Origin of the sequence: Bacillus niameyensis, from assembly GCF_001375535.1 — a bacterium.
Lineage (GTDB): Bacteria > Bacillota > Bacilli > Bacillales > Bacillaceae_C > Lederbergia > Lederbergia niameyensis.
The window spans coordinates 4,360,987-4,379,533 of the sequence record NZ_LN831197.1 but is presented as its reverse complement, the minus strand read 5'-3'; the positions used below and the strand labels follow the sequence as shown (position 1 = coordinate 4,379,533).

General features: G+C 37.1%; 20 protein-coding genes. 6 read left to right on the top strand and 14 right to left on the bottom strand.

Features of this window, described 5'->3' with window-relative positions:
* Window positions 1-3: 3 nt before the first annotated feature.
* On the top strand, window positions 4-702 hold the full coding sequence (locus BN1243_RS20220; protein ID WP_062109886.1) for a polyphosphate polymerase domain-containing protein: 699 nt from the start codon (window positions 4-6) through the stop codon (window positions 700-702).
* Window positions 703-742: 40 nt separating this feature from the next.
* Window positions 743-1,426, top strand: a complete 684-nt coding sequence (locus BN1243_RS20215) for a DUF4956 domain-containing protein (RefSeq protein ID WP_062109884.1) — start codon at window positions 743-745, stop codon at window positions 1,424-1,426.
* A gap of 436 nt (window positions 1,427-1,862) precedes the next feature.
* Here BN1243_RS20215 and BN1243_RS20210 read toward each other — a convergent pair whose 3' ends face one another.
* Genes BN1243_RS20210 through BN1243_RS20195 form a run of 4 tightly spaced genes read right to left on the bottom strand, consistent with a single transcriptional unit; the run spans window position 1,863 to window position 6,424 of the window.
* Window positions 1,863-2,348, bottom strand: coding sequence for an NUDIX hydrolase (locus tag BN1243_RS20210; protein WP_062109882.1), 486 nt, complete (start codon window positions 2,346-2,348; stop codon window positions 1,863-1,865).
* Between the two features lie 28 nt (window positions 2,349-2,376).
* Window positions 2,377-4,179 (bottom strand): ABC transporter ATP-binding protein, encoded by a 1,803-nt coding sequence (locus BN1243_RS20205; RefSeq protein ID WP_062110815.1) that lies wholly within the window; start codon window positions 4,177-4,179, stop codon window positions 2,377-2,379.
* 32 nt (window positions 4,180-4,211) lie between these two features.
* Window positions 4,212-5,948 carry an ABC transporter ATP-binding protein gene (locus tag BN1243_RS20200; protein ID WP_062109880.1) on the bottom strand — a complete coding sequence of 579 codons (1,737 nt, stop codon included), beginning with the start codon at window positions 5,946-5,948 and terminating at the stop codon, window positions 4,212-4,214.
* A gap of 11 nt (window positions 5,949-5,959) precedes the next feature.
* Window positions 5,960-6,424, bottom strand: coding sequence for a PadR family transcriptional regulator (locus BN1243_RS20195; RefSeq protein ID WP_062109878.1), 465 nt, complete (start codon window positions 6,422-6,424; stop codon window positions 5,960-5,962).
* A gap of 159 nt (window positions 6,425-6,583) precedes the next feature.
* Here BN1243_RS20195 and BN1243_RS20190 point away from each other — a divergent pair, with 159 nt between their 5' ends.
* A complete protein-coding gene (locus tag BN1243_RS20190; protein ID WP_062109876.1) occupies window positions 6,584-7,018 on the top strand; it encodes a hypothetical protein in 435 nt (144 codons plus the stop codon).
* A 271-nt stretch (window positions 7,019-7,289) separates the two neighbouring features.
* On the opposite strand, the gene BN1243_RS20185 is transcribed toward BN1243_RS20190, so the two are convergent.
* From BN1243_RS20185 to BN1243_RS20165, 5 genes are all read right to left on the bottom strand, one after another.
* The gene (locus BN1243_RS20185) at window positions 7,290-7,526 is read right to left on the bottom strand and encodes a hypothetical protein (RefSeq protein ID WP_230200268.1); all 237 of its coding nucleotides are present in this window, start codon (window positions 7,524-7,526) and stop codon (window positions 7,290-7,292) included.
* Between the two features lie 147 nt (window positions 7,527-7,673).
* Window positions 7,674-7,862: a hypothetical protein gene (locus BN1243_RS20180; protein ID WP_062109872.1), complete on the bottom strand. Its 189-nt coding sequence runs from the start codon at window positions 7,860-7,862 to the stop codon at window positions 7,674-7,676.
* Window positions 7,863-7,987: 125 nt separating this feature from the next.
* Window positions 7,988-8,734 (bottom strand): phosphotransferase family protein, encoded by a 747-nt coding sequence (locus BN1243_RS20175; RefSeq protein WP_062109870.1) that lies wholly within the window; start codon window positions 8,732-8,734, stop codon window positions 7,988-7,990.
* A gap of 98 nt (window positions 8,735-8,832) precedes the next feature.
* Window positions 8,833-9,165 (bottom strand): DUF3221 domain-containing protein, encoded by a 333-nt coding sequence (locus tag BN1243_RS20170; RefSeq protein ID WP_062109868.1) that lies wholly within the window; start codon window positions 9,163-9,165, stop codon window positions 8,833-8,835.
* Between the two features lie 17 nt (window positions 9,166-9,182).
* On the bottom strand, window positions 9,183-10,355 hold the full coding sequence (locus tag BN1243_RS20165) for a DUF4317 domain-containing protein (RefSeq protein WP_062109866.1): 1,173 nt from the start codon (window positions 10,353-10,355) through the stop codon (window positions 9,183-9,185).
* Between the two features lie 337 nt (window positions 10,356-10,692).
* Here BN1243_RS20165 and BN1243_RS20160 point away from each other — a divergent pair, with 337 nt between their 5' ends.
* Complete coding sequence (locus BN1243_RS20160; RefSeq protein WP_062109864.1) at window positions 10,693-11,085, top strand: DUF3888 domain-containing protein; 393 nt, start codon at window positions 10,693-10,695, stop codon at window positions 11,083-11,085.
* A gap of 129 nt (window positions 11,086-11,214) precedes the next feature.
* On the opposite strand, the gene BN1243_RS20155 is transcribed toward BN1243_RS20160, so the two are convergent.
* Both BN1243_RS20155 and BN1243_RS20150 read right to left on the bottom strand, forming a co-directional pair.
* A complete protein-coding gene (locus tag BN1243_RS20155; protein WP_062109862.1) occupies window positions 11,215-11,715 on the bottom strand; it encodes a hypothetical protein in 501 nt (166 codons plus the stop codon).
* Between the two features lie 73 nt (window positions 11,716-11,788).
* Window positions 11,789-12,628, bottom strand: a complete 840-nt coding sequence (locus BN1243_RS20150; RefSeq protein WP_062109860.1) for a sulfurtransferase — start codon at window positions 12,626-12,628, stop codon at window positions 11,789-11,791.
* A gap of 202 nt (window positions 12,629-12,830) precedes the next feature.
* Here BN1243_RS20150 and BN1243_RS20145 point away from each other — a divergent pair, with 202 nt between their 5' ends.
* Together BN1243_RS20145 and BN1243_RS20140 are read left to right on the top strand one after the other, a co-directional pair.
* A complete protein-coding gene (locus BN1243_RS20145; protein ID WP_062109858.1) occupies window positions 12,831-13,097 on the top strand; it encodes a hypothetical protein in 267 nt (88 codons plus the stop codon).
* Between the two features lie 126 nt (window positions 13,098-13,223).
* Window positions 13,224-14,108 carry a fructose bisphosphate aldolase gene (locus BN1243_RS20140; protein WP_062109856.1) on the top strand — a complete coding sequence of 295 codons (885 nt, stop codon included), beginning with the start codon at window positions 13,224-13,226 and terminating at the stop codon, window positions 14,106-14,108.
* A 52-nt stretch (window positions 14,109-14,160) separates the two neighbouring features.
* Here BN1243_RS20140 and BN1243_RS20135 read toward each other — a convergent pair whose 3' ends face one another.
* The 3 genes from BN1243_RS20135 to BN1243_RS20125 all read right to left on the bottom strand — a co-directional run bounded on the left by BN1243_RS20135 (window position 14,161) and on the right by BN1243_RS20125 (window position 18,345).
* Window positions 14,161-15,831 carry a glycoside hydrolase family 13 protein gene (locus tag BN1243_RS20135; protein WP_062109854.1) on the bottom strand — a complete coding sequence of 557 codons (1,671 nt, stop codon included), beginning with the start codon at window positions 15,829-15,831 and terminating at the stop codon, window positions 14,161-14,163.
* Window positions 15,832-15,864: 33 nt separating this feature from the next.
* Window positions 15,865-16,899, bottom strand: coding sequence for a LacI family DNA-binding transcriptional regulator (locus tag BN1243_RS20130; RefSeq protein ID WP_062109852.1), 1,035 nt, complete (start codon window positions 16,897-16,899; stop codon window positions 15,865-15,867).
* Between the two features lie 93 nt (window positions 16,900-16,992).
* A complete protein-coding gene (locus BN1243_RS20125) occupies window positions 16,993-18,345 on the bottom strand; it encodes an SLC45 family MFS transporter (RefSeq protein ID WP_062109850.1) in 1,353 nt (450 codons plus the stop codon).
* Window positions 18,346-18,547 lie beyond the last annotated feature (202 nt).

Sequence of the window (18,547 nt, the reverse complement as noted above, 5' to 3'; positions counted from 1 at the left end):
AATATGAAGACGATGTGCTTAAATGGGATTCAAGGTCGGACAGAACTGAAGCATGAAATGACAAAGATGGATTGCTTTCTTCTGAGAAATCGACTAAAGCATTACATGCAGACGGATCCAAATGCCAATCACAACGGGACATACCTGATTCGCAGCGTTTATTTTGATAACTTCGAGAATAAGGTGTTAACCCAGAAAAAAGAAGGGCATTTTGAACGTGATAAATTTCGGGTGAGACTCTACAACTATAATACGGCTTTTCTCTATTTAGAAAAGAAAAGCAAGCGAAATAATCTTACCTATAAACAAAAATGCCAACTGTCCGCTCCGGAATATGAACGAATCCGACACGGTGATATTGCTTGGATGGAGCACGACTCCCGGACACTTTTGCAAGATTTGTATGTTCAAATGAACCTATTCCAATTAAAGCCGATTACGGTTGTGGATTATGAAAGAGAGGTTTACATTTATCCACATGGAAATGTCAGAGTCACATTCGACAGCTCTATTAAAACAAGCTTTCGAAATAATGATGTACTTAATTCGCAATTACCTATGGTAGAAACGAATCCTGATATTGTCGTCCTTGAAGTTAAATATGATCAATACTTGCCGGATGTTATTAAACAAATGTTACAGATTGGCAACCGACTAAAAGGGACTTATTCCAAATATCAAATAAGCCGAATGTACGGCTGAGCAACTTTATTAAAAGAAAAATATAATTGGAGGTTTAATTATGGATAATATAACTTTTAACGATATATTCAAATCCAGTTTTTTAGAAAAAACATCGAGTTTTTCCATCATCGATTCCCTGCTTGGGCTAGTAATCGCATTTTTAATTGGTCTATCAATCTATTGGGTTTACAAAAAAACTTTTTCAGGTGTTATTTATTCTCACACCTTTAATATCGCACTCATCATTATGACGATGGCGACCGCATTAATTATTATGGGAATCTCCTCTAACATCCTCTTATCACTCGGGATGGTCGGTGCTTTATCGATCGTGCGTTTTCGGACACCTATTAAAGATCCGATGGATATCGTCTATATATTTTGGTCCATCGTCGCCGGTATTTTATGTGGAGCTGGCTTTATCCCATTAGCAATCTTAGGATCTATACTAATCGGAATTGTATTGATCCTATTTATCAACCGAATAAAAGTAGAGAATCCTTATTTATTAGTCATTCGCTATCAAGAAACGGAAATCGAACATTCACTAGAACATGTTATTGCAGAGCATACCGAAAAACACTCCATTAAATCGAAATCTGTTATGCCTGGTCATAACCATGAGGTCACATACGAAGTTCGAGTAAAACATAATGAGATGAACTTTATAAATACGATCTCCAGTCTGACTGGCGTGGAATCAGCAATCATGTTAAGCTACGATGGAAACTTTACAGCGTAAAAAAAGAGCAGCCCGATCAGTCGAAGGTATACGCCTTCGGTGATCGGGCTTACTTTTCATCTCCTTCAGTCACCGTTCATGCGTAGCGATGATCGTTTTAGTGTCAAAGACAGAACCAAACCGGATTCGTATTTTCAAGGACAAAAAGAGCCCCTTTTCGGAAAAATTGTCTCTGACACTGGCGATCAGAGACATTTTCATACTCGATTTAGACATTTTGTCTTCGATAGGACCTATCAGAGACATAAAGAGCCTCTTTTGCGAAAAAATGTCTCTGATTCAGTCGATCAGAGACATTTTCGAGCTCGTTTTAGACATTTTGTCTTCGATAAAACCTATCAGAGACATAAAGAGCCTCTTTTGCGGAAAATTGTCTCTGACACTGGCGATCAGCTTTGCTCATCACCTTAAACCGTTAACAATTGAAGCAACTTCACTAAAGTGTAAGAGCTTCTATGGATTTCGTTACTTTATATTCCTTCATATCCCAATCTTCATAAATAAATTTGTATTCATATCCAAATTGACCCTCTAATATATTTGGCAAATAGATGTGAATATTATCTACCACCCCTTTATTTTGGGGATCTAATACCCAATCAATCTCTTTCCAATCGAGAATCCCTTCATCTGTCTGGATCGGTGTCTGCACAGCAACATCAACTGGCAAGTCAGCAATAAAAACATACATACCTGAGTTGCCGCTACTACTTTCCCAAATGACATCTCCAGCATGATCCACTTTAGAAAGCGAAATGCCAGTTTCCTCCAGTGTTTCCCGCAAAATTCCTTCAATAGGCGTTTCATTCCGCTCTATTTTCCCGCCAACGCCATTCCACAAGCCCATATTCGGATTTTTCTTCCTGTTCAGGAGCAGCAGTTGGTTACCCTTCCTGATAAAGCATAGTGTATATTTCAGCATAAAAAAACTCCTATCATAACAGATACATTCACGAGCTTACTGCTTCCCCGCTAATGTTAAATTGGCTTTCATACATACTATAATAAAATCCTTTTCTTTGTAAAAGTTCTTGATGTGTACCAGACTCTAAAATTTCTCCGTGATGAATGACGAGAATCCGATCGGCATTTTCAATCGTTTTCAAACGGTGAGCAATAACGAAACTCGTTCGTCCTTCCGTTAATCGGTTAATCCCCTTTTGAATTTCAATTTCCGTATTCGTATCAATACTTGATGTCGCTTCATCTAATATTAAAATATCTGAATCAGCTAAAATCGCCCTTGCGATTGCTAGTAATTGGCGTTGCCCCTGGCTTAAATTCGATCCGCCAGAAGTAATCTGCGTATGATACCCTTCCGGTAAATGTTTAATGTAACTGTGGGCTGATGCCATTTTGGCTGCAGCCACTACTTCTTCATCAGTTGCTTCTAGGCGACCATAACGAATATTTTCCAAAATTGTTCCTGAGAACAAAAAAGTATCTTGCAAAACGACACCAATTTTTTTCCGCAATCCGCTTAGTTGATAATCTCGGACATCGCGTCCATCCACTTTCAACTCTCCACCTGTCACATCATAAAATCTCATCAATAAATTAATAATCGTTGTTTTTCCGGAACCAGTTGGACCAACAAGTGCAATTTTTTCTCCAGCCTTCACTTGAAAATCGATGTCTTTCAAGATCGTTTTTCCTTCGTCATAACTAAAGTGAACATGTGAGAATTCAACATCCCCTTTAAGAGATTCTATAACAATTGCATCTTCTTTATCTACTAAATCTGGAGTTTCATCCATCACTTCAAAAACTCGCTCCGCCCCAGCGATCGCCGATTGGAATGTATTCAATAGATTAGAAAGCTGGTTGATTGGTCTGAAAAATTGCCGAGAGTATGTTACAAATGCAGCAATGATCCCAACAGTCGCCATCTCATTCACCGTCATGACAGCTCCAACCGCAATAACGCAGCCAAGCCCCAAGTTGTTAATAAAGTTATTCACAGGTCCAAGAAATCCCGAAACTGTATCAGCTGACATCGCGGAGTGACGAAGTCTTTCATTAACTTCCGAGAATTGCCGATCGATTTTTTCTTCCTTCCCAAAAAGCGTAATGACTTCATTCCCCGAAATAGACTCTTCAATAAAGCCATTTAGTTCCCCTAAATCCTTTTGTCTTTTTATAAAAAAACTACTACTATACTTAATCAATTTTTTCGTAGTAAAAATCATTAATGGAATAACAAGTAATGTCACAATCGCAAGCAGCCAATTCATTGTAAACATCGCAATCCCCACTCCAGTAACCATTAAAACGGAGGAGAATATTTGGATTACGCTTTGGCTAAGCGCATTATTTAAACTATCGATATCGTTTGTTACCCGGCTCATCAGATCACCAGAAGAACGCTTATCAAAAAATCGCAACGATAATGTTTGAAATTTATCAAATAAATCCTGGCGTAATTTCCGAATCGTTTGCAAGGACACCCGAACCATCATAAAATTTTGCAACCATGTAAAAATAGTTGTTGCTAAATAAATAGCTGCAAGTACTCCTAATAACCGTAAAGTCCCGCTAATATCCTTTGGAATGATATAATCATCCACAATAATTCCAAGCATATACGGAACTAAAAGCCCGAGCAAAGTCGTCACAATGACAAATACGATCGATGCGATTAAAGCCGCCTTTTGCTTCTCCATATAACGCCAAATTCGCTTGATTGTTCCTTTAGCGTCCTTTGCCTTAACAACCGGTCCACTAAATCCTCTTGGACCACGTGCACGTCCCATCACGCTTGGGGTTGATTGTGAAGTGGATTTACTCATATGCTAACCTCCATTCCACTTTGAGCATGATAAATATTCCGATATACTTCGCTCTTCATCAATAATTCCTCATGTGTACCGCTCGCTTCAATCATTCCATCTTTCATAACTAGAATTTGATCTGCATTAATAATGGAAGAGATTTTTGAAGATATAATGAACACATTCGTACTTGAAAAATCTTTTCCCAATGCTTTTTGTACAGCTACCTCTGATAATGCATCGATCGCAGAAGTTGAATCATCGAGAACTAATATCTGCGGTTCACGAATAAAAGCACGGGCCATCGATAACCGTTGTTTTTGTCCACCTGATAAATTGGTCGCTCCCTGCATGAGTGTATGTTCATACTTTCCATCGAAGCGATCAATAAATTCGCTAGCAGCCGCTGATTGTGCCGCCACATCCATGTCTTGCTCTGTCGCTTCTTCTTTTCCAAAGCGAAGATTCTCCTTGATCGTCCCAGAAAATAGCGTCGCTTTTTGTGGAACAAATCCAATTGCTGACCGGAGCTTTTCAAGTGGCAGATCCTTTATGTTTACTCCATCAATGAGAATTTCTCCCAAGTCCGGATCATACAGGCGAGGAATCAGCTTAACGAGGGTTGATTTCCCACTACCAGTTGATCCAATTATTCCAACCGTCTCACCAGCCTTGGCGGTAAAGTTAAGATTTTTAAGTACATACTCTCCATTTTTACTATAGCTAAAATGAACATCCCTAAACTCTACATCACCACGGAGCGGCTGCTCTGCAATCGCGTGCTCACTTTCGGTAATATCAATCTCTGTGTCTAGCACTTTCATGATCCGATCAGCCGAAGGAAATGAACGAGCAATTTGCATTAATACATGACTACTGCTCATTAATCCGTTCATCATTATATTTAAGTAATTGATGAACGCTAGAATGACCCCAACTTGAATAATCTCTTCGTTAATCTTGATCACACCTAACCAAAGCCCTGCAATAATCCCCATATTAACTACGAACATCATAATGGGCATTAACGTTAAAATAAGCTGTTCTGCACTCATGTTTCGTTTAGTAAGCAAATCATTGACAGTTTTAAAATGGCCTTTTTCATATTCACCGCGATCAAAAGCTTTAATGACCCGAATACCCGCCAACATTTCCTGTAGTTTCGTATTCACTTTGTCCATTGCCTTCTGCACTTTTGCAAAAAGCTGCCCAGACTTTACGGAAAAGAAATAAATAAAAGCAATCAAAATAGGAATCGTGACAAGCAATATTGGAAAGAGCTCACGTGCCGTGAACCAGACGATCACGACAGATCCAATAAACAGCAAAGGCCCCCTCACAAAAATGCGCAAGGTCATAATAATCGACTGTTGCAAAGTTGAAATATCATTTGTCAATATCGTAATTAACTTTCCCGTCCCGAAAGAATCGATATTTTGATTTGAAAACTTTTCGGTTTTCTTAAATACATCTCGGCGAATATCTGTCGCAAAATGAACAGCTGCTTTTGCAGCATATACTGAACTTCCTGCTCCTCCGATTAATCCTACAAACGCACTAAATAACATAATAAGTCCAAGCTTTACGACATAACCGTTATCCTGATTGGCAATCCCGACATCAATGATTTTCTGCATAAACGTTGGTTGTAAAAGATCCATGACAACTTCCACACACATAAAAAGCGGTCCCAATAGCGCAAAAAGTGTATATGGCTTTATATATTGTAATAACTTCCTTATAGCACCCATAACATTTCCCCTTAACTGTTACTGTCCTTTTTTAAACGATCGGTCATTTCTTCCATCATCGTAATTAATTCTTGTATCTTTTTCGGATTTCCACGTGCCTTCTTTACCGATTTTCTCCATTCCTTTTCCCAACGATCAACGGCTTCCTTTAGTTGGATCGCGTGCTTGGAGTTTCTCCAAACCATCCGTTCTTTCCATTCCACCCAGAATTCAACCTCGAAGTGTGCTGCAGCTTCTTCTACTCGCTTCTTTCCTTTATCACTAAGGACGTAAATTTTTTTATCGGACTCGGCATCAAGTTCAATTAAATGCTGGTCTAATAATTCCTGAAGAGCTGGATAAACCGTACCCGCACTAGCAGAATAAGCACCACTAGAGCGCTCTTCCAACTCCTTCATAATTTGATAACCATGCATTGCTTCTTCCTTCAGCAAATGCAAAATGGCAATCTGAACAAACCCTCTTCGCTTTTTCATTTTCTTCCCCCTTAACTATATCGATAATTATATTCGATATATCGAGGAATATCAATCGTAACAAAAGCAGAGTTTAAGAATTTCTTCCGGTTCACTACCAACTAAGCCTAAAACGCAACATTTGATCAGTGATTACGTCTATTCTATAGAAGTGATAATGTGAAAAAACTGATTATTTTATTGATTGCAATTGGTCTTTCGTTATATGGGTGTAGTCAGGATGCAAACGAAAATAAAACAGTTTCAACCAAATACGAGGTTTATAATAGTAAGTGGGACGGTAACCCGATAAAGGTAAAGCAAAGAAACAACAACGGAGATTTCGAAAAAACAAAGGAAATAGCTGATCTCATTGAGGTGCAAAAACTTATAGAGGCCTTGGGAAATGCTGAATGGGAAGAGAATGTTAAAGTAGATATACGTCCTCCAGATTATAGTTTTACTTGGAATTCCTATAAACATGATGTTTGGGTAAATGAAGAATTTAAAAGATTAGATCTCATAATTGAGGGGCAGTCAAACTACGGAACTTTATCTGAGGAGTTATCAAAATTTGTATTCGAAATGTTAACAGGCAAGAAGATAAACAGCTAAGTTTGCTTACGTGGCATAGGCTGAACAATGAAGTTATCTCTAGAAGGAGTATCTTCAGACCAGGCGTAACTCACATTGAAAAATCTATTATAATAAAAAATGTTAGACTTAGAGACAACAATCTTTGAAACTAACATTTTTAAATTTTAAACAAACTCCTTCTATATAAAAACTTTAAGTATAGCCGAATGATCGTTGTTTTCTTTTCTAAGGTTGCGACGGAAAAAGATCCGTTCTTTATCCTTCTCCATTGCCGTTCGTGTAAACAAATTTAACGATTACAATTACACTCATATTCTTTAAATTTATATTCTTTATACAATCTAAATTCCTTAAAGTCACTAGTGTCTGACTCAAACACTTTAATTACAGGAGCAATATCATTCTTTGCAAATTCCCTCACTTGCTTATCAATATCAATCGATAATTCTAACGGATATTCATTCATATTTTCATATAGATTATTATGTTCACAAACATCGTACGTCACGGCCTTGTAATACCTCATCATCCTACTCCCCTCTCACTCCGTATTTTAAATAATAATTAACTTCCCCAAGTCATTTACACATCTCTCGTTTGCCATCGGAATAACCAAATTAAAAATAAACGTTAATCTCCTAAAATTAACGAATCCTTAACATGATATGCAGAATTATCCCGCTACCAAAGTTACTGTAACAGCGATACTCCATACGATCAACATAAAAGAAGTTGTCAGCCAAAATGTATTTTTAGCAGTAGGCTGCTCCTCTTTGACTTTCTTTATTACTTCTACGAGATTAAGACAAAAAATGATAGCTAAAATAGGTGTAGCATAAATACTAATAAATGCAAATATCATCAAATTCTCTACCTTTCTGGCTTTTACTTCCTTTTATTTCCCTGTCCCCAAAATTTTTATTTCCCCGCCCCAAGTACAATTCGTTTTGGACGATCGGTAGTGGCCTATTTCAATCTAGCCATTAATCATGAGCAATAATGTTCAATAATCTTAATAAGTTGTTCCGAATTCTCTGGTGAGACATTTTTAGATAATCTTGTAGCAGCAATAATAGGTGCCCATTGTAAAATTTCAGAAATTAGAATCCCACTTTTTTCACTATACAGTCGCAAATACAGATCCGCTATTTCAGATGAAAATTGGGAGTATAATAGATAAGTCCGATATACGTCGGCACGAACATCTCCCATATTTGAGTCAACCCAATCTATAACCACCATTTCGCTATCCGTCTGAATCAAATTAAATAAATGAAAGTCACCATGACAGAGCCTGTTTTCAAATGTAAACGATTCCATTTTCTTTAATAAAGCAGTTTTCAGCCTTCCCTCTAAAATATTTACTGAATTAATTTGACGATATAATTTATTATACATTGGTTCGATTGAGTCTGGAATAATATTGTGAATTTCAAGTTGCATATCGATAGAAAGGCTTAAGTAATGTTCTGCTCGATCTCTATCTTTAAGTAATAAACCACCTAATGTCTCTCCCTTTATATATTCCATAATAATAACTTGTTTTCCATTTATCTTAGTAACCTCAAAGACCTTAGGTACACGAAGTCCATATGAATAGGCAATTTTTTGTTTCTTTGCTTCATTTACAGATTCATCATCTGGCAAATAATCTTTAAAAACTTTATATATTTTTTGATCGTAAAGATAAATTTCCGCAGTATTTCCTTCCGCTATGGGATTACCTAAATCCATTGATTCCTCTCTCCTTTCCCCATACAAACTAGAATCAAGCCCCTGTGTATCATACATGGGGATTGATCCTAATAATATTCAAAACGGCTACTGCATAATCAATCAACCAATTCTACAGATAGAGTATTAATTTGCGCAGGATTCGATTCTCTAACGGTGCCATCAAACCCTACTTTTACCTTGTCCCCGACTTTAAAGCTCTGTTTATTATTTACAGAAAGATCAACAAACACGTCACCTTCCGGATTGTTCTCAAAAATTGTAGCAGAAACAATTGCCCTATTACCGCTAATTTCCTTAATTGTTCCTATAAAACTAAAATTTTCCGTTTTGATGTCATTGTTTTCATCTTCATTTTGGTCTATTGAATTTGAACATCCAGCAATGGTGAACAAGGCAATAATTGTTAATACCTTAAATATTCTTGGCATCTAACATCATTCCTCCGTCAATAACTCAACGCTGTTTCTGGTACGATCTTAAATCCTTCAATCACCGTGTCTTCATCTACTTCTATTAACACACAGCGTTTTCCATTATAATTTACTTGTTTCACATATTTTAAATCTTGCGGGCTAATCGCGATATTGGCGACCTTTGTTTCGATCTTTATCGATTTAGATGAAAATTTCGGGACAATACTGCTCGCTTTTAATTCATATTTTTCATCATCGATTACCTTTTGGAAAGCCATCTCCACTTGATCTGTGTCCACATTCTCAACACCGCTCACCTTTAAAACACGTTGCACATCTTTATAATCTAACATCGGAACTTCTTCTTCTTCCTCTTCATCCATCATCCGGTTAATTTCTTCATAGACGTTAGTGAGTGTCTCTGTATCTACAACCTCACCAACGACCTCTTTCACAATTTCCTCAAAAACTGCTTTATCGTCCTGAGCGGTCATAATGTCTTCACCGTTCAGCACAGTTTCGATAAAATGGTAGTTAGGTTGATTCACTTTCCCGGATGAATAAAGGATATGATTCACATCCGCATAGTTTTCGGTAAAACAAGGGAACATAAAGCCGGCAAAAGGTGAAGACAAATTGATCACCGAGTCAACTGAAACACTGGATTTAAATTCTTTCTCAATAAAATCGAACACGAGCGCTTTCTTCGGTTGCACCGTCGGGTTAATACTGCAAAGAATAAACGGATGATCATAGACCTCATCCAAATCACTAACCTCAGCTTCCTCATTTTTCTTTTTCGTTGGCTTAAAATATTCACCGCGAATAAAAGTGACGACCATGTCCTTTTCATATTGAACATCCTTAAACATCTTTTCAACGATTAAAAGCATTTGCTCTTTCCAGTCTTCAACGTCATCTTTTTCAAGAGCTTCATATAAAATAACCTGTGTATGATCTTCAGCTTCACTTTGAAATTTCACTTCAAATAACTTTTCATCCACATTTCCGGAAAGTACTTTTTTAAAATTTTTCATAAATAACTCTTGCTGCTCACGATCCAACATAAGAAATGGGTGGCTTTCTTCATGATAAATTTCGCTGCTATCTTGCCTTATATAAACATTAAATATATCTTTTACTTTTAATAATTCATTATCTAATTTGAATTGTTTACGAATATTTGCAATGTCTTTCTTGTTCATTTGAACGTCAACTCCTTAGCTATCTTCAACAGTTTAATCATTCATTATACAACTCTATCATTATACATCATTATTACTATCGTTTTTTAATTTAAATAGTTTGAGAAGATTTCCCACTCATCTTTTAAAATAAAAGATAGTGTTTAGATTTCTCTAATGAACTGGATTAATCGGATTATTTGCATCTATCTAGGAGCCTTGAATAAGGAAGGGGATTGAATATAAGTAACGAAAAAATGCTTTGAATTTGAAAATGGGACAGAATAAAGGAGAGTATACATTTCTTTTGCTTAATTATCTTAGTTGCTAATAAGAGCGACATTGAAGGAGGATTTTTATGAAAAAAAGCCTTTTAATATTTACCATTTTAATTTATTTCTCTTATTTTCCTGCCCAAGCCGAAACTGTAACAAAAAATGATGTACAATTGCGGGATGATGTGATCCTTGTTTTACTTTTTCCATCCATCGATAAAGAACTTGAAAAACAATTTGGCAAATCGACGCAGTATTATTGCGCTAAAATTCTTCAAGTAAAAAGGCTAGAACATAACTACCATTATAATATCACAGTACAGCTAACAACATTTGAAGGTGCTCACAGTCCTCCATTTAATTTAGTAACCATCACTCTTAGTAATGAATTAAGTATGGAGTTTCGAGCTATCAAATTCAAAAGCACAAGATTAAATCCCAACGAAATAATTGAATGCAAAGGCTTGTCCAATTAATACCTAAAAACTCTTTAAATTGACCTTCATATTAAAAACGTTGATTGAAGCAGAAGGCGCCGAGGTAGCTCCCCGTATCGCTCTCGGAAGCGCGAGCCTTCTACAAGAATCAACTATAACGTAAATGTATTAGCGTCCTATCTTCTCTACGTATTCTTCCTCCGTCACCGCACGAAATATCAATTTTTCGTCAGTCTGCCAAAACGAAACGTCGAATTCGGTTGCATCTCCATGAAAATTCCCAATCATTTTCACTTGCTTTCCTTCATCATTAGTGAAAATTTCTACCATCTTCCCATCCGTTATCCCGACTATATCATAGGTCCTTTCTTCGTAAGGTTTGCTTTCATCACCAGTGTCAGCCATTACAAGCAAAGAACCTGTCAATTCCCCTTCACGAAGAGCTTCATCGATTTTTAGAAACAGCTGAAGTGATCCATCTTCTGTCGTAGATAAAAATCCATATATACGATCAAGTTCAGAGAAAAATTCGTTTATCCGAGCTTTTTCTAGTTCTTCCGTTCTGTCTAACGGAGGTTCTGCCTTTTCTTGTGCAGCCATGATCCACCATATAGCCGCTCCAATCAACACGACAATAAGTGCTGCCAAGCTCCATATTTTTATTTTCATCGGTTCCTTTTCCTCCTATGGCCGGAATTCCTGAAAAATCTATGGCACCCTCTCTATTTTATGCAAGTCGTACTTATTCTTTTCCTTTAGCAACAGGATTTTCTTCATATGAGACCCAATCACTATAACTTCCGGCGTATAGTTTTACTTGCTCATAACCTGCCATTTTTAAAGCAATATAGTTAGGAGTCGCTGTTACACCTGATCCACAGTATACGATAATCGGTTCATCTTGACGAAGCCCCGCAAACCTTAGCTTCTGTTCCTCACTATTTTTAAATGAATCTTCCTCCAATCCATCAGACCAACATTTATTGATGGCACCTGGAATATGTCCAGCCACTCTATCAATCGGTTCAAATTCTCCTAGGTAACGGGCTTCATCTCTTGAATCAATTAATACAGGGGATTTCTTCGCGGAATCAACAATCTCTTTTACCTCTTCATAAGTGGCCAGCATTTCTTTTTGGAGATGGACATGGAACGAAGCTGATTCCCCTTTTGGTATTTCCTCTGTTACCGGATAATCGGCTTTTATCCACCCTCTAAAGCCTTCATTTAATACATAAACCTTTTCATGACCTAGATATGCTAATAACCACCAAAAGCGAGATGCGAACTGACCTTCTCCACCGTCATAGGCTATTACCGTTTTCGTATTGTCAATCCCTGCTTTTACAATTTCAAGTATAAATCGTTCAATCTTCGGAAGCGGATGCCTGCCACCATGCTCTGAAACTGGAGCAGATAAATGTTTTTCTAAATCAAAATAGAAAGCTCCTGGAATATGATTTTCCCGATAAAGTCTTTCCCCTTCCTCTGGATCTCCCAATGCAAAACGACAATCTACTATCTTGACATCCTTATTATTTAAATTTTCAACAAGCCATTCCTTATTCACTACAAAATTCACTTTACTGCACCTCCAACTTTTCTAAAGACCATTATCCTTTAATAAACAAGCATTTATATAATATTTCGTGTTTCATGACGGTAATCCTTTATCTAGGAGAAAATTTTTATCCGCACAGAACATTGTAAAAAAATGTTTGATTTTGATGGAAAAGGGTATTAAACCTATAAGCAGTTATTCCATTTCTTAGGAGGTTTTTAAGATGAGACAAGCTATACCTATTCAAACAGCTATTGTAATAGGGCTAGGAGCATCTGCTGCAATGTGGCTATCATCAAAAACAAACCGAATAAAACTGCAATGTTCACTTAAGGATTTGAAACGTAAGTTTATACCTTCCCCTTACAAAAGTAAAAGTCTCCCTGTTACGAAAGGCGGACATCCTCACCCAACTGATATAGAGGATAACAAAATGGTGGATGAAGGCGCTATGTACTCCGTACAATTTTTTAATGAGAATGTGCAATAGATGATTGGGGGAGCACTTGCCCCAATCCTTTTGTATTGTTCCAATATATTTTAACGATCTTCCTGCTAGACTAATGTATAAATGTGTTGTCACAGATGAAACTATACGAGAAAAGGAGTGACTATAATGAATCAAGCTCATTTTGATAAAATGAAAAATGGTAAAGGATTTATCGCTGCATTAGACCAAAGCGGTGGAAGTACTCCAAAGGCATTAGCTGATTATGGCGTTCCGGAAAGTGCATACACAAATGAGGAAGAGATGTTCGACTTAGTCCATCAAATGCGGACACGAATTATTACATCCCCCGCTTTTGACTCGAACTATATTCTTGGAGCAATTCTTTTTGAGCAAACGATGGATCGAGAAATTGCAGGGAAGTATACGGCCGATTATTTAGCCGAAGAAAAAGGGATCGTTCCTTTTCTAAAAATTGATAAAGGCTTAGCAGCGGAATCAAATGGCGTACAACTTATGAAGCCAATTTCAGACCTCGACGATACACTACGTCGAGCAAATGAACGCCATATTTTCGGCACAAAAATGCGCTCCGTCATTAAAGAAGCGAATGAAGACGGCATCAAAGCCGTGGTCGATCAGCAATTTGAAGTCGGAAAACAAATTATTGCCGCTGGGCTTATCCCGATTATTGAGCCTGAAGTCGATATTCATAGTCCAGAAAAAGAAAAATGCGAAGAGCTATTGAAAACTGTAATTCTTAGCCACCTTGATCAATTAAGCGAAAACGAAAATGTCATGTTAAAAGTTAGCATTCCTACAAAAACAAATTTTTATAAAGAATTAATCGACCATCCGAGAGTTGTACGAGTTGTTGCATTATCTGGGGGCTACTCACGAGTAGAGGCCAATGAAAAACTAAAAGCCAATGACGGTCTGATCGCAAGCTTTTCAAGAGCGTTAAGTCAAGATTTAAATGCCAATCAAACAGATGAAGAATTCAATGCTGCACTTGAAAAAGCTGTAAAATCAATTTATGAAGCTTCTATTTGAGCTTATGACAGAAAAAAGTAGTTCGTATCAAAGGACGAACTACTTTTTATTATTAAATACTTAATAAATATACCCTTGTTTCATATGGCTTTAGCGTGAATTCTTTCCCTAATGTTTCGTCTGTCACTCCATAGTTGTTAAGAACAAGTTTAGCAGATTGTCCCTGAATATTTGCAGGAACTTCGAAAGGCGTAGTTTGATCAGAGAAATTATTAATCACTAAAGCTTTTTTCCCGTCTAATGAACGTATATAAACGAAGAGCTTTGAGTCATCTGCAAATAATAATTCATATGTTCCATAAACAAATAGTTCATTCTCTTTCCTTAAGCGAATCAACTTTTTATAAAAATTCAAAATTGAATCTGAATCAGCTAATTGATCTGCCACATTAATTTTTGGATAATTAGGATTTACCTTCATCCATGTTTTACTTCCTGTCGTAAATCCTGCCATTGGTTCATTGGACCATTGCATCGGTGTCCGGGAATTATCTCGTCCCGTCTTCCAAATGACTTCCATAATTTTTTCATGAGGAGTTCCTTTTGCCGATTCAATCTTGTAATAATTGATCATGCCGACATCATTATAATCTTCAATGTTAGGGAATTGAACGTTCGTCATTCCGATTTCCTGCCCCTGGTAAATAAACGGAGTCCCCTTCATTAGAAAATATAAAGCTCCAAGCATTTTGGCGCTCTCTTTCCAATACTCCTTATCATTTCCCCAACTAGATACTCTGCGTGTCTGGTCATGGTTTTCAATAAATAACGCATTCCAGCCTCTGCCTTCAAGACCTGTCTGCCATTTCGTTAAGTTTTCCTTTAAAGCAATGACATCGACAGTTCCATCTGTCGCCTTTTCCCAAAGACCTAAAAACTCGAATTGAAAGATCATATTGAAATAACCATCTTCTCCGACCCATTTATCAGCATCTTCAATGCCCACACCATTAGCCTCGCCAACCGTCATGATGTCATAATTTTTTATCGTCTTATGAGCAAATTCTGATAAAAACTTATCAATGCCCTCAACATTCATCATTTTCGGAAACGAAGGTACATATTCTAAGTTATTCGGATTTGGCATATCTTGTAAACCAGGTTCCTTTTTTATATGAGAAATGGCGTCTACTCGGAACCCATCGATCCCTTTATCAAGCCACCAGTTTACCATATCGTACAATTCTTGACGGACATCAGGATTTTCCCAATTAAGATCCGGTTGCTTTTCAGAGAAAATGTGCATGAAATATTGGTCTGTTTTTTCATCATATTTCCATGCTGGCCCATTAAAAATCGACTCCCAATTATTTGGTTCCTTTCCATCCTTGCCATCACGCCAAATATACCAATCTCGTTTCGGATTGTCTTTGGATGATTTTGACTCAATAAACCAAGCATGCTCATCACTTGTATGATTAATAACTAAGTCCAATATCAATTTCATTCCACGTTTATGAACCTCTTCCATAAGTTCATCAAAATCTTCCATTGTCCCAAAGTCGTCCATAATATCTTGGTAGTCTGAAATATCATATCCGTTATCATCATTTGGAGATTTATACATCGGACAAACCCATATCACATCAATTCCTAAATCCTTTAAATAATCTAATTTCGTAATAATTCCCTTTATATCACCAATTCCATCTCCATTGTGGTCCATAAAACTTCTCGGATAAATTTGATAAACGACACTTTCCTTCCACCACTGTTTATTCATAATTGACCTCCAAATTCTATTACTTCCTTTAGATCAGCTATTCTTTATTTGTTTAAGGGAAATCGTCGACTCTCTTTCAACCATAATGGTCGGGATAATGATACATTTCTTAAATTCCGTAGGATCGTTAATTTCCTCAATTAAACATCTAGCTGATTCATATCCTAACTGGTAAATTTGCGTATCTATTGATGTAAGAGAAGGATTAGAAAATGTAGAAACGATTGTATTATTAAAACTAATTAAGCTGACCTGATTAGGTACGTTTACTTGTTTTTCTTTTAGTACAAGCAATGCATTAATCGCTGTTAAATCGTCGATTGCTACAATCCCACTAGGCGGAGAGTCCAACCCTATAAGTTCATAAATAGCATCTCTGACGGCGTCTGGGGATTCCGGATTTTTAATATATTCCTCAGAAATATCCAATTGATTTAATAAAACAGCTTCTTTAAAACCTTGTAAACGGTATTTACTTACTTCAAATTGAAGCGATCCGCCAATATAAGCAATCTTTTCATGACCTTTCTCGATCAAATACTCTGCTGCTTCTCGAGCAGCCTTTACATTATCATTATCAACATATGTAATTTTATGAGCTTGACCAAGAGGTTTTCCGATGACAACAAAAGGAATACCACACTCCATTAAATACGGCACGACTGGATCAGCTTGTTTGGAATAGGATACGATAATCCCATCGACCTTTTTACCTTGAACCATTTTTACGACATCTTGAAAAATTGATTCTTCCGATTCACCCGTAGTTAAACTAATACTAAAATCTTGTTTATGACACCAAGCACTAATGCCGCGTAAAACTTCTGGAAAAAATGGATCATGAAGAGATTCGCGCGCAGAGCTCTTCATGACAATTCCGATCGTCTTAGTCGACCGTTGAACTAGATTTCGGGCATTTTGATTAATATGGAATTCCAATTCTTCCATGACTTTTCGTACTTTTTGCTTTGTCTTTTCGCTAATTTTAGGGCTGTTTGATATAACACGTGATACTGTAGAGGTTGAAACACCAGCTTGTTTGGCAACATCTTTAATTGTGACACTCATGTAAGACACCTCTTCATTAGATACAGTTCATAACGCAAAGCATATAAGTTAACAGCCATTCTAAAGCACTTCGCTAGAGAATGGCTGTAAGGATTAATTTGTAGCTCTATCTTTAATAATAGGAACTGCAAGCGCACCTACAATGAGCAAAATTCCCGAAACTAAAATCATAGCCGGCATAGATGCTCCCAGTGCTGGGAATAAAGCAAAGCTTAAACACGATGCGATAATTTGTGGCAAACAAATACTGCCATTAAATAAGCCTAAATACATGCCCATGTGCTCTCCTGATAGAGCATTCGTAAGCATCGTAAATGGATAGGTCATCATCGCAGCCCAAGCAATACCAATTAATACGAAGGAGATGATCAATACCCCTTGGTGATGAACGAAGAAGACAGATCCGAACCCAATCCCACCTAGTAACAAACTAATAGCATAGGCCATTTTATGTTTTCCATTAGGTACTCTTGACAAGACTAACGACCATAACACAGCGGCAATGGATTGCACAGCTGATAGCATACCAAACCAGTTTCCAGCCGCTTGATATTCAGCGCTTGATGGTTCAACGGTATTCCACACATTTTCTGCGACTGCACCTGTACCATAAGTCCATAAATATTGAAATCCCATCCAGCAAAACAATTGAACTAACGAAACTGTCCAGAAAACTTTTGGAGCTTTGCGCAGTAATGTAAAAACGCCAGCTCTTTCTGTACTAGCAGTATCCGAAATACCATGGTAAGCTGCATACTCAGCTGGGGGATATTCTTTAACTTTAAATATCGTAAAAAGGCTACACAGAACTAAAATAACAGCTCCTGCATAGAAGGAGATAACAACCGACTGCGGCACAACACCTTTTGCCGCACTATTGGAAATACCAATCATCGTTAATAGGAAAGGAAAAATACTAGCTAATACAGCACCGCTATTCGACAAGAAACTTTGAATCGAATAAGCAAAACCTTTTTGTTCCTCATTTACCATGTCTCCAACCATCATCTTGAATGGCTGCATAGCGACATTCGATGAAACATCCATAAACAAAATTGTGACAGCACCAAAAGTAAGAGCAGCGACTGCACTTAATCCAAAGCTACCCGCATTAGGCAAGAGACACATAACGATAACCGCTACAATTGTCCCTCCGAGTAAATAAGGAATGCGGCGACCAAGTTTTGGTAACCAAGTGCGGTCTGAAAAATAGCCGACTAAAGGTTGTACAATTAATCCTGCCAATGGCGGTAAAATAAAGAAGAAGCCTAGATTATGCGGATCCGCTCCGATCGTTTGAAAAATCCGTCCCATATTGGAACTTTGTAATGAGAATGCCATTTGCACTCCTAAAAACCCAAAACTTATTAACCAAATTGTACTTATAGGAAGATTAGGTAACTTATTTCCTGTACTTTTTGATTGATCTTGTTGCTCCTCTATCATAAAAAAATCCTCCTAAAAATTTTAAAAAATATGAAACTATGTACCTGTGTAATGTTAATAACTACTTTAGCCCGTTTATTGCCATTATAAATGCAATCGTTTGCACTTAAAAACAATCAAGCTAAATAAACTAAGGAAGTTAATATGATACATTTCCTTTACTTATCATATTTTATATAGAAATATATCAAAAAAACATCAT